We start from the raw sequence: 12,494 nt of genomic DNA on the forward strand, positions 1-12,494 counted from the left end.
TGATTCTCCCGTGGGGTATTATGTTTTCCGAAGAATAAAACGCCGCGTGAGGGGAGGGCTGCGTGGACGGGCGCGTGCAACATGACGGCTTTGGCCGCGACATTAACTACCTGCGCATTGCCGTTACCGACAAGTGCAATTTCCGCTGCATTTATTGCATGCCGGCCGATGGCGTGGCGCCCCGCGCGCACGACGAGCTGCTCAGCGCCGAGGAAATCGCCCGCTTTGTGCGCTTGGTGGCGGGGGAGGGCATTCGCCGCGTACGCCTGACGGGCGGCGAGCCGCTGGTCAGCCGCCGTATCATCCCGCTCATTCGCGACATCCGCGCGATTCCGCAGATCGAGGACATCTCGCTTACCACCAACGGCGCCCTGCTGCCCAAGCTGGCGCCGCAGCTCAAAGACGCGGGGCTTAATCGCGTCAACATCTCGCTCGACACGCTCGACCCTACGCTCTTTGGAAAGATCACGCGCCTGGGCCGGCTCGAACAGACTATGGCCGGCATCGACGCGGCGCTGGCTTGGGGCTTTGAGCCCGTTAAGGTCAACTGCGTTGTGGTGCGTCGGCTCAACCAGGATGTGGCGGCTCTTGCGCGGCTGACCGTCGACCGCCCCATCCACCTGCGCTTTATCGAGTACATGCCCATCGGCGACGAACGTACGAGCTCGCATTGCGCTGTGGACCCGCATGCTCCCGCGCTCAATCCCGAGTTGTGGGATGCGAGTGACACCGTGCCGAGCGACGAGCTGCGGGCGCGCATCAATGCCGGGGTCACCGCGACGGGACTGGGCGAGCTCGAGCCGCTCGACATCAACGACGCTCCTGCCGGCGCGGGCCCTGCGCGCTATTGGCACTTTCCGGGCGCGGCGGGAACGGTTGGCTTCATCAGTGCCATGTCCAACCATTTTTGTGCGAATTGCAACCGCCTGCGCCTGACGGCCGACGGCAACGTGCGTCCGTGCCTGTTCAGCGATGCCGAGTATTCGGTGCGCGACGCCCTGCGCCGTGGTGATGATATGCAGGTACTTTCGATTTGGCGCGATGCCGTGGCCCACAAACCGCAGGAACACGCGATAATTGAGGGCACGCAACGATTTATGTCCCAAATCGGAGGATGATCATATGGCCAAGAGCAGGTACGCCGATGCCACCAAGGCCGCTCGCAGGGCCGCGATGTCTGCCCACAAAGTCACGGCTGCGGCGAATGCTGGCAGCGCCGGCGCGTCCGCGCAGCCGACTGCCAGCGCTGCAGCCGAGCCCGCCCGTGACGCGCGCCGCGACGAGCTGACGCACGTGGACGCCAAGGGCGAGGTGCGCATGGTCGACGTGTCCGACAAGGCCGAGACCCATCGCATTGCTATCGCCGAGGGCACCATTCTCATGCATTCCGAGACGCAGACCATGGTGCTGCAGGACCGCGCCAAAAAGGGCGACGTGCTTGCCTGCGCGCGCGTGGCGGGCATCATGGCCATCAAACGCACGAGCGACATCATCCCCATGTGCCATCCGTTGCTCATTACCAAGAGCAAGTGCGACATTGCGCCCATCGCTGCGGCGGGGACGCCGGCCGAGGACGTGCCCGAGGGCTGGGCGCCGGCGCGCGCGGATGGGCAGGTTGGCTTTCACGTGCTGGTTACGGCCGGCGTAACGGGCAAGACGGGTATCGAGATGGAGGCCCTGACCGGCGCGAGTGCCGCGTGTCTGACCATCTATGACATGTGCAAGGCGGTCGATCGCGGCATGGAGATCGTCGGCGTGCGCCTGCTGCACAAGGAGGGCGGCCGCTCGGGTGTGTGGGATCGTGCAGAGCGTCAGGCCGCTGCTGTTGAGGCCGTGGCCGCTGACGGTGCCGCACTCGCGAGCGCACCCGTCGCCGTCGCGCCCGCAGCTCCGGCCCCGGCCGTCCCCGCGATCGCGTTTATCGGCTATCAAAACTCGGGCAAGACCACGCTCGTCGAGAAGGTTATCGCCGAGCTCACCCGTCGCGGCCTGCGCGTGGGTTCGCTCAAGCATCATGGGCATCACGGCTTTGATATCGATGTACCCGCTAAGGACACCTGGCGCCATCACCAAGCCGGATCCAAGCACGTGGGCCTCATCTGTGCCACGCGCTGGGCGGAGTACGCCGACACGCGCGAGGAGGACGAGATGCCCGCGCGCGAGCTGCTGTCGCGCTACAACGATGTCGACGTGGTGATCATTGAGGGCTACAAGACCGAGGGCTTCGACAACATCGTGGTCGCGCGCTCCGGTGTCGACCGTCTGCGCGGCAAGAGCTCGCTCGACCTGGTCGACGGTCACACGCTGGCCCTTGCCTGCAACGAGGCCCTGGCGCGCCAGGCATTCGACGCCGGCTTTGCGACCCGAGCCATCAACATCAACGACGCCCGAGCCATCTGCGACCTGATCCAAGACCATCTGGCCTAAAACCTGCCAAAAAGGGACAGGTTTATTTTGGCAGGTTTTATCTGGGCAAACGTCACTTCCACCACAAAGGATCCAGGCACCTTTGTGGTGGTTTTTGCTTTGGTAGATGTGTGAGACATGCCTTACAATCTACCAAGTAGTTCATGACGGGTGAAAAACGGAGAGAAGGGGCTTGATGCGTCCTTAATGTTTCATGCGGATAGATTGATTTGACAGACGGTGGCGAATGCCCGCCGTCCGCATTCGTGTGAAACAAGGAGTCTCCATGCTCGCCTCTCTTTTCTCAAAGCCTCAATCATCGCTGTCCGTGCAGGCCAGGCGCCTGGTGGCGATGCGCTTTCTCATCTACACCGGTTTTCAGACCAGCTACTTTATCGGCGTCATCGGAACGCTTACCTATGCGGACGATGCTTCGGTCGTCGCGACATCGCTGGCCGTCCTGTTTATGAACGTTTTCGTGATCTTGGGATCTTTTGCGGGTGGCGCGGCGCTCGACGCCTGGGGTCCGCGCCGCCATTTCTTGCTGAGCATTGTGGGCACGCTGGCAACTGGCACGGCAATCATCGCCTTTGGTAGCGCGACCGGCGTCGTCCTGCTCGGCGCGGTGTTTCTGGGCTTTACGATGGGATTCGCCCAGCCCATTGCCACATCCTATCCGGCCTACCTCACCAACGACCCCGTCGAGCTCAAAGACATCAACTCCGCCATCGCCATGTTTTCAAACGTGAGTATCATCGTTGGCCCCACGCTGGGCGGCTTTGTCGCGGCGGCTGCATCGTCGCGCGCGGTGTTCGTGCTCATGATAATCTTTACCGTACTAGCGCTCGTCGCCGGTTGGGGCTTTAGGTCGCAAGCAGGTCGCGTCGCCGCGCGCGAAAGTACTCCCGCGGACAGCAGCACAACGGCAAGTACTGCCAGTCAAAGCTCCGACTCTAATAAATCCACCCGCGCCACCTTCGCGACCAGCATCAAGACGGTCTTTACCAACAGCGTTCTCGCCCTGCTGTTCTGCATTATTTTCCTTTCGAACTTTGGCTATGGAGCTTTCGATCCGTTGGAGTCGTTCTTCTACCGCGACGTTCTGCACGTCGGTGTCGAATGGATGGGCTGGCTCTCGTCGGCCAGCGGTGTGGGCGCGGTGCTGGGCGCCGTGGTCGCGCTCCGCTTGCCGCCGCACTTGGTAAACCTAAAAACGCTGCTCGTGGCACTTATGTCCGTGGGCCTGGGAAGCCTGCTCTATGTGGGGACGCCGTACGTGGGCGTGGCCCTCGTCGGCCAGATTGTCCTGGGCGTGGCCTGGGGCGTCGTCAACCCGCTTCACAGCACGATCGTGCAAACGACGGCACCGCTCGAGCAGCTCGGTCGCGTGAACTCGGTCATGGGCTTTGGCAATATGTTTGCCGGCGTGGCCCCGCTGGCGATTGCCCCGTGGCTGGCGGCGACGTTTGGCGTGCAGCAGACGCTCATCGGAGCAGGCATGGTCGTGACGACAGTCCCCGCGGCGTTGCTGCTGTTTGGGCGCCGGCATTTTGATCGTGCCGCAAGGCAGTAAAGGCCATCACAACATTCGATGAAAATCGCGATTTTGCCGAAAAACATCGAATGTTGTGATCGTTTGGCCCGCAAACGTCACTTCCACCACAAAGGAGCCAGGCACCTTTGTGGTGGTTTTTGCTTTGGCAGGCCGCGCCTGTGCCTTGGTATACCATGTACGCCGTTCACGAATACACCCCACACCGCCGCACAACCCAGAAAGGCCCCCATGGACACCACCTTCAGCCACATCAAAGCCGTGTTCTGCGATATCGACGGTACGCTGCTCACGAGCCAGCACACGGTGTCCCCGCGCACCGTGGCGGCAATCCGCGCCCTGCGCGAGCGCGGCGTGCTCTTTGGCCTGTGCACCGGGCGCGACGCCCACGCGACCGAGGCCATGTACGAGCTCTGGGGCATCGAAGGCCTGGTGGACGTGCTCGTGGGCTGCGGTGGCGCCGAGGTCATCGACCGCGCGCACGACATCAACGAGCTGAGCTATCCGCTGCCGGGCGAGACCATCGCGCGCATCTGCAAGCACATGGCGGACCTTCCGGCAACGCCCGTCTGCCCCCGAGACGGCGTGTTCTACGTGCCCGAGAGCAACGCGTGCGTCGAGCACCTGTCGCGTGTCGACGGCGTGCCCTACCAGGTGGTCGATTTTGCCGAGTTTTTGCGCGAGCCGCAGCCTAAGGTGATGTTTACCATGGCGCCCGATGTAATGCCGCGGGTGATTGAGCGGGCGTCGACGTTTGCCGATGACACCGTTGAGGCGGCGGCTCTGCAAACCACGCAGCGGCTCTACGAGTTCATGGATCCGCGCGTGTCCAAGACGCGCGGCCTTGTGCGCGTGGCGGAGCTCAACGACATTGAGCTCCAGAATATCTGCGTGTTTGGCGATGCCGACAACGACACCTGCATGGTGGCCGACGCCGGCGTGGGCGTGGCCATGGCAAACGGCAGCGATGCCACCCGCTCCGCCGCCGATTTTGTAACCGCCAGCAACGACAAAGACGGCATCGCGATCTTTATCGAGGAACATCTGCTGTAGCGCTGGGGGAGAACCACCGCAGAAGGGGGCAGGCTTTTTTGCGGTGGCCTCAGGCGATTTGGGCGAATTGATACCTAAAATCTGTGGGAAAATTCAAATATTGTTGTCTGAATATCATACTTCTAACCACCGATGGGTTTAAGTTATTCTCATCAATTTGGTAGGATATTCATTCCGGTTGATGACCTACCGCTCACGGTCGATTTTCGACCGTCCACAGGATGTTTGCTCTTGAGCAAAATGTTGTGCAAATAAATCTAATGCCATTAAAAAATAATAGGCAACTAAATTACCAGCAGAAACAAAAAATAGATAGCGAATAAACGAAGGCAAATCTGAGTAAATGTCAAGAGAATTGAGAACTTGCTACAGAAATTTCGGTTTTGTTGCTTAGATGTTTAAACAATCGTTATAATTGCATTACTAAACGAGCGCAATTACAGATTGCGCAGATACGTTTGATGGTGAAAGAGCAAGATCGCGGTCTCTTGGGGAGGAGACATCGATGAAAGCGAATTCGGACAAATCTAAGCAGAGTAATAAAGCGACGCGCCGTGTGCTGGCAGGCGTTTTGTGCGGAGCCTCCGTGTTGAGCCTGGTACTGTCGCTCGTTATGCCCCCGATCTCGCAGGCCATCGCCAGCGACACCCAGACAGTTTCTACCGAGGAAACTGTAATGGGGTGCTCAAAGTGAAGAAGTTCGCCGCATGTAGCTTTATGGCAACTGTTCTCGTTGCAAGCACGCTGCTGTCCCCGTTCAGCGCGGCCACCTCTGCGAGCGCGGCTACCACTGTGAACAAGGGCATCTACAAGCCCACGCCTATCGGCATCGGTACGAATATCGATGTCTCTACCCCCGATCCCGGCGTGGCCACCTACGTCGGCCGCGACATGTACATCGGTGGTAAACCGAGCAACACTAAAACTCTTGATGCGAGCAACGCCCCCGCCGGCTCATATGCCGCTGAGGCGGAGGGCCTTACCGTGGTCCGTGGCAAGCTTGCCATGAATCCACTCAAAGAGAGCTGGCCCTATGAAGGTATTGGCGCTGGTTTCCGCTTTGGCACCGTTGGTTTTGGTTCCCAGTTCCGTCCTGTCGACGGCAGCACCGTGCTTGCGGTGGCTGGAATCGACAGTGCGATCACCAACATGAGCGTTGGTTACAGCGGCGACTTGCCGGGGAAGACTACCGTTGGCGCTTGGAACAAAGGCGCTTGGGTCGGCAAAGCGAGAACGGCTGACTCCGCTGGCTATGACTACACCGCGAAGATCGCCGGTCCCATTACCTATTGGAATACTAATAACGGGCGCCAGTCTGTGGTGAAAACCCAGGGTTATTGGTACGCGGGCGAGAACGCTCAGGACAGTACTCTGTTCAACCAAGTTAACTTCCTCAAGGACATTAATGGCAAGGATTATTCGAATTACAGCGGAGAGACAGGCTATCTCAACACGCTTTCTAATCAGCTGAATTCGTTTGCGAAGACGGGCAAAGTGAGCTACGGCGTTGCTCCGGCGTGCGATAAGGACAACCGCTACATCATCAACAAGTACAACAAGACGGATTGTAGCTATGGCCTGGTGTTTGATGGGTCGTATAAGACCATCAATGAGGACTGCGCCGATACGTCGCTCAATGGTAAGCAATTCAAGAATAGCGAGCGTCTTATCACGTTTAAGGGCGACAACACCTCTATGCAGCAGGTGTTCACCATCGATGCTTCTCAGCTGAGCAATACATACAACAACGAGTATTATCGTGGCGTTGATTTCGCATTCGAGGACATTCCCGAGGGCGCCTCGGTTGTTGTGAACGTTACCGGATCTTCGAATATTGAGTTCCACAATGGCTGGCGCTTTTGGTGGAACGGCATCGATATTTCGCGTGGTTACGAAACTCAATATTCCGGCAAGGCACTGGGTGAAGCATACGCGACGGCTTCCCAGTCCATCATGTGGAACTTTGTCGATACGCAAAGCCTTACCATTCGGGGCGGCATCGCGGGAGAGGACCGCGCGGACTGGAGATACGATGGCGCAACTACCGGTGCCAAGTGGACTGACGACGATCCTGCGGCGGCTATGATCGGATCGATTCTCGTTCCCAACGGAAGCTTCGACGACCATGTGACCACCAATGGTCGTGTGTACGCCGGCGCCGATTTCTCAATGAACAGCCCGAAGGTTGCCGCAGCATTTGGTGAGGGTAACTCGGCTTCCGTTATCGATATGGACCAGGAGCGTCACAACTTCCCGTGGTCTGGCTCGTATACACCGGACGGTTCCTCCATTGCATGGAGCAAGGTCGACGCTGCGGATGGTACTAAGCTGCTTCCCGGTTCCTCGTGGACGATATACGGCACTGTCAAAGATGCCAAGAACGGGACGGGTCCCATCGTTACGGTAACGGATGGCGCTGCCAACGATTACGCTTCTACTGATGGCAAGCTTCAGTTCAACTATTTGAACCAGAAGGCCGATCCGAGTAAGGAGATCTCGGATTCTAATCCGGCATTCACCTATTACATCAAAGAGGAGACGGCGCCGGAGGGTTACCAGGTTTCGGACAAGATCTACTACGCAACCATGAACAATGCTGGTGAGTCGGTGAACTATGTCCAGGGCTACGTGGATGAGAACGGGAACGAGGTTCCGTTCACACCTTCTAACACCACGGGTGCCATCGCCAACACCAAGATCACCGGTACGGTGTCTTGGGCCAAGGTGGAGAAGGACGATGCAGAACACACTCCTTTGGCTGGTTCCGAGTGGAAGCTTGCGAAACTGGGTGCCGATGGCTTGATTGAGGCGCAGTCCTGGACCGTGAGTGACCAATCGACTCCGAGCGAAACCACTTGGGCCGATACCGACGCCAAGGATGGCAAGTTCACATTGGCCGATTTGCTGCCGGGCACGTACACGCTCACGGAGACCCAGGCTCCGTTTGGCTACGAACTGAACAAGAACACCTACAAGTTCACGGTGGACAGCACAAGCGGCTCCATTACGTGGATCGAGAACGAGCAGCCGAACATCGTTGATGGCATTACGTACATCTCCGACTCGTGCTCCGTTACGTCCGTGAAAATCCCGGTGATTAAATCCGTCCGTAATACGGACTGGCCGAAGGATTCCAGCGGTAAATACGTTGCGTTCGACTTCAGCATCGAGGCTACGGGGCCAAATAAGGATAGCGCTCCTATGCCTGACTCGAAGACTATTTCCGTCGCTCCCGCAGACTCCACCAAGGTCAACGACATCGAGGCATCTTTTGGCAAAATCTCGTTCTCCAAAGAGTACCTCGCCACGAACGACGCTTCGAACCCGACGGGCGCCAAGACTTACACCTACACGGTGAAGGAGGTCGCGCCCGACGCCGATGCCATCGACAAGCTCCGCTACTCCAAGGCCGAGTACCAAGTGGCCGTCACCGTGAAAGCCGTCTTGGACGAGAAGACCGGCAAGTACTCCGGCCTCACCACTTCCACTACGGTCACGCAGGTAAAGGACGACATGGGCAACGTGCTCAGTCCGGACACCGTCATCGGCACCGCCGACGCGCCCAACGCCATACCCGCCTCTACCTTCACCAACGTGAAAGTCCTCACGGACCTCCCGCTCACCGGCGCGGGTTGGACCGAGAACTCCATGTTTCTCGTGGGTGCCGGTCTCATGCTTCTGGGCGGAATCGCCGCGGGAGCGTATTGGTTCGCTACAAAGCGCCGCCAGGACGACCCGTCCGATGGCGCTGGTAGATAGATGTTTATGAATGTCGGGCTCATTTCTGAAAGGGGAATCATGAACCGATTCGTACAAAAGCTGATCGCCGGCGCTGCTGCCGTAGCGATCGCCGTAACCGGCCTGGTGGGCGCCGCGCCCGTGGCCAAGGCTGCGGATCCCACCTACAGCATTACGATCAACAAACAGTCGACGGATGCTGCCGATCACAAGTTCAACGGCTGGCAGCTTGCCGAGCTGAAGGACGTTGTTGTTAACAACAAGTCGATTGCCTATACGATTGATACCACCGATGCGCTCGTGAGCACCATCGAGAGCGCGATGGACTTCAATGCTGTCATTGATGAGACGGGCAATGCCCAGAACGTGCTTACTGTCTACAAGCAGGACAAGAACTATTTTGTGTCCGAGGGTAACACGTCGAATAATCCTATGGGCTTCTTGATCATGCGGGTGTTTAGCAATAGCGGAACCCCTAACCTCTCCCCGTCTTGGAACAACGATGCCGCGCTGCGCACTTTTGCCCAGAACCTCGAGGACAAGACCTTCCCCGGCACTTCTGCTGCAACCGAGTTCACCACGTCTACGGCCGACAACGCCAATGTGAAAACCTTTAGCGTCCCGGGTATCTGGTTCCTGAAGGACGTTACCAGTCCCGCTGCTGACAAGGAGTCCTTCTCACTGCCCATCGTTACGCCGACGAGCATTGCGGACACCGATATCGATGGCATCGTTACTGTGAAGAACGTGATTCCGACTATCTCCAAGCATCTCGCCAATGCTGACGGTACCTACAACAATGAGCCGTCTTTCTCCGTGGGCGACACCGTGTACTACACGCTTGAGACTACCGTTCCGTACTACACCGGCTATTCGACCAATCGTGTGTTCAAGATCAAAGACACTGCTAGTTCTGCCATTTCTTCGGTTGTCGATGGCACCGCCACGGGCGTAAAGGTTGAACGGCTCATGGTTGGAGACGTCGCTCTTAAGGCGGGTACCGACTACAGTGTTTCCTATGCCCCCACTACTGATACCGATGAAAAGTACACCAATGGTGTAGATACCGTCATCAACCTTGGTAAATACGTGAACCAGAGTGAGGGTGCTACTAAGCTGAACGAGGGCGCAAAGGTGACCGTACTGGTGAGTGCTACCCTTGATGCAGATGCCAAGCTTTCTGACTCCACCGCCATCCAGGGCAACCCCAACAAGGACTCACTTACCTGGTCGCACAACCCCAACAACACCTCCGATGAGCAGACCATTCCTGGTAACGAGGTGAATGTCTACTCCTATAAGTTCAACATCGTGAAGACCGCCAAGGACATGACCACTAAGCTCTCGGGTGCTAAGTTCACGATCAAGGCGGGAAGCAGCTATCTCGGTTACGAGAACGGCGCATGGAAGACCCTGACCACGACTCCGACTAAGGATACTCAGGGTGGTGCCGAAGTTGGCGTGTTCGCCACCGACGATGGCGTCATCAACTTTAATGGTCTCGACGCTGGCACGTATGAGATCGAGGAGATCGTTCCTCCCAATGGTTACACCGCCGTCTCCCTGCCGAAGTTCACCTTTACGGTATCCGCTACGGTGAAGTCCGACGATCCCGAGGGCCAGAAGACCATCACTGCTGTCTCTTATGCCAAGGACGCTACCGATCCTCGCGTCTCCGTTGAGAACTCGACCATCAAGATTTGGAACGCCAAGAACCTCACCGAGCTGCCCTTGACCGGTGACCTGGGCATCAAGGTTTTCATCACCGTGGGCGTGCTGCTCATGGCTGCTGGCGCCGCCTTCGCCCTGAGTGCACGTATGCGCGCTTAATTCCCTAGCTTGATGACGCGGCGAGCGGGCGATCGTCGTCTCCTATCAGCGCCTGCGCGCCGCGTTCTCATATTCCCTTTCGCCGCACCCCGTCGCGCTTGGACACGCGGCGGGGTCGGTGCTTTGACCGTGCCCTCACACCCACACCCCCGGAGGTGAACCACATGGAGGCAATCAAGCCCGTATCGACGATGCGCACGCCGAGCGGCGGTTCGAACCCGGCTTCCCCCAGCCGACGTAAACCGCCCCTCGTCCTGCGCCTGCTTTCCCTTCTGTGCTTTGCCGCCGGCTTTGTTATCGTGGCCACGCCCCTCGTCCTGCGCGCCATGTCCCAGGCCGAGCAGACGGCCGCAGTTGCCGCGGCCCAAAACACCGTGGATGGCTGGCCCTATCCGCAGGCAGAGGAGGCCCTCGCGGCAGCGCGCGCCTACAACGAGCAGTTGGCCGCCGGCGGTCAGGACGTCATCGGCGAGGTCGTGGACCCGTTCGGTAGCACCTCCGGCGCTTCCACCGCAACAGGTGCCAAGGACTCCATCGCCTCGCAAGACACCACGTACCAGGGCCTGCTCGACGCGGGTTCGGGCCTTATGTGCTCGGTGCGTATCCCCAAGATCGACGTGAACCTGCCCGTGTACCATGGCACCTCCAACGAGGTGCTCGCCGCGGGCGCCGGCCACCTGTACGGAACGTCGCTGCCCGTGGGCGGCGAGAGTACGCATGCCGTGCTCACCGGTCACCGTGGCGTGCCGGGCTCGCTCCTGTTCACGCGCTTGGATGAGCTGCGGGTGGGCGACTCGTTTTACATCGAGGTGATGGGCGAAGAACTGGGCTACAAGATCGACCGCATAGACGTGATCGAGCCCGATGACGATTCCAAGTTGCGCGTGACCGCCGGCGAGGACCGCGTGACGCTCATGACCTGCACGCCCTACGGCGTGAACTCGCACCGCCTGCTGGTATCGGGTGTGCGTGCAAGCATTCCGGATGAGGTTCCCGTGCCCGAGGAGGCACAGGGCATCAACACCACCGCGGTGGCGCTGGGCGTTCTGGGCGCGCTGCTGGCGATTGTTGTGGGTCTCGTTGTGGCCGGGCACGTGCGCAAGAAGCGGCGCGCGGCGCAGCGTGCGGCCGTTGCCGCCGCGGTGACGCTGGGCGCCGACGCGGCTGCTGGCGATGGCGGAAACGGGTGGACCGTGGGAGCCTCCAGGCCTGCGGCCTCCTTCGTCTCCTCTGCTTCAGCCTCCTCGGCTTCCCCCGATTCCGATGCTGTTTCTCCCGAGTATCGCGGGCGACACCTGCGCTAGCGCCCGCGTTGGTGCTCAATATCGCTCGAAGTGTAGCGCCTTCGCTCGCTTCCTGGTCATTTGCCAGAACCGCGGCGCGATCCCGAACATGCCGTACGACGCGATGGTCGAGCTTCCCGCGTATATCGGCAAGAACGGCCCCGAGGTCATCTCGCGCGACAACATCCCGCTGTTCCAGCAGGGCCTCATGATGCAGCAGCTCAACTCCGAGAAGCTCGTGGTCGAGGCGTGCATCGAGGGTTCGTACGAGAAGGCGCTCAAGGCGTTCACGCTCAACAAGACGGTCCCGTCCATGAAGGTCGCCAAGGAGATTCTCGACGACATGATCGAGGCCAACAAGGACTTCTGGCCCGAGCTTAAGTAACGAGGCCTTCGACGGCCCGACTGCGAACGGTTCGCAGCGGCCCTTAAGGTCCATAGGCTCCCCCTGGGATACATCCCAGGGGGAGCCTCTCAGAAGCGCCCGAGGGGCGCTTCTTGTGTATATGGAGGCAAAAGGGATATACAGTCTTCATATACGGCCTCCTTTTAGTAGGGTCGATTTCTCCGGTTGATTTCTGATCTCAGCTGAACATACTGAGCGGATAGGCCGTTCCCGCAGTTAGCCGAAA

The 12,494-nt window shown here is 59.1% G+C and carries 8 protein-coding genes and 1 pseudogene; all 9 read left to right on the forward strand.

The genetic code is table 11. The features are described from left to right. Window positions 1–62 precede the first annotated feature (62 nt). On the forward strand, window positions 63–1,118 hold the full coding sequence (gene moaA, locus OIL88_03605) for a GTP 3',8-cyclase MoaA (GenBank protein ID HJI71457.1): 1,056 nt from the start codon (window positions 63–65) through the stop codon (window positions 1,116–1,118). 199 nt (window positions 1,119–1,317) lie between these two features. Beyond that, window positions 1,318–1,791: pseudogene (locus tag OIL88_03610) on the forward strand (molybdopterin-guanine dinucleotide biosynthesis protein MobB). A 42-nt stretch (window positions 1,792–1,833) separates the two neighbouring features. Continuing rightward, window positions 1,834–2,427, forward strand: coding sequence for a molybdopterin-guanine dinucleotide biosynthesis protein B (gene mobB, locus OIL88_03615; GenBank protein ID HJI71458.1), 594 nt, complete (start codon window positions 1,834–1,836; stop codon window positions 2,425–2,427). A 265-nt stretch (window positions 2,428–2,692) separates the two neighbouring features. After that, window positions 2,693–3,979: an MFS transporter gene (locus OIL88_03620; protein HJI71459.1), complete on the forward strand. Its 1,287-nt coding sequence runs from the start codon at window positions 2,693–2,695 to the stop codon at window positions 3,977–3,979. 210 nt (window positions 3,980–4,189) lie between these two features. Continuing rightward, window positions 4,190–5,011 (forward strand): Cof-type HAD-IIB family hydrolase, encoded by an 822-nt coding sequence (locus OIL88_03625; GenBank protein ID HJI71460.1) that lies wholly within the window; start codon window positions 4,190–4,192, stop codon window positions 5,009–5,011. A 681-nt stretch (window positions 5,012–5,692) separates the two neighbouring features. Then, on the forward strand, window positions 5,693–8,770 hold the full coding sequence (locus tag OIL88_03630) for a SpaA isopeptide-forming pilin-related protein (GenBank protein ID HJI71461.1): 3,078 nt from the start codon (window positions 5,693–5,695) through the stop codon (window positions 8,768–8,770). Between the two features lie 39 nt (window positions 8,771–8,809). Next, window positions 8,810–10,579, forward strand: a complete 1,770-nt coding sequence (locus OIL88_03635; protein ID HJI71462.1) for a SpaA isopeptide-forming pilin-related protein — start codon at window positions 8,810–8,812, stop codon at window positions 10,577–10,579. Between the two features lie 164 nt (window positions 10,580–10,743). Next, window positions 10,744–11,883 (forward strand): class C sortase, encoded by a 1,140-nt coding sequence (locus OIL88_03640; GenBank protein HJI71463.1) that lies wholly within the window; start codon window positions 10,744–10,746, stop codon window positions 11,881–11,883. Next, complete coding sequence (locus OIL88_03645) at window positions 11,843–12,247, forward strand: hypothetical protein (protein HJI71464.1); 405 nt, start codon at window positions 11,843–11,845, stop codon at window positions 12,245–12,247. Before OIL88_03640 ends, OIL88_03645 begins: the two co-directional genes overlap by 41 nt. Window positions 12,248–12,494 lie beyond the last annotated feature (247 nt).

This window comes from Coriobacteriaceae bacterium (genome assembly GCA_025992855.1).
GTDB lineage: Bacteria > Actinomycetota > Coriobacteriia > Coriobacteriales > Coriobacteriaceae > Collinsella.

Bases quoted from the DNA above. Each gene is read 5' to 3' on its own strand.
- OIL88_03625 (HJI71460.1), top strand. From the start codon at position 4,190: ATGGACACCACCTTCAGCCACATCAAAGCCGTGTTCTGCGATATCGAC.
- OIL88_03640 (HJI71463.1), top strand. From the start codon at position 10,744: ATGGAGGCAATCAAGCCCGTATCGACGATGCGCACGCCGAGCGGCGGT.
- OIL88_03620 (HJI71459.1), top strand. From the start codon at position 2,693: ATGCTCGCCTCTCTTTTCTCAAAGCCTCAATCATCGCTGTCCGTGCAG.
- OIL88_03635 (HJI71462.1), top strand. From the start codon at position 8,810: ATGAACCGATTCGTACAAAAGCTGATCGCCGGCGCTGCTGCCGTAGCG.
- OIL88_03645 (HJI71464.1), top strand. From the start codon at position 11,843: ATGCTGTTTCTCCCGAGTATCGCGGGCGACACCTGCGCTAGCGCCCGC.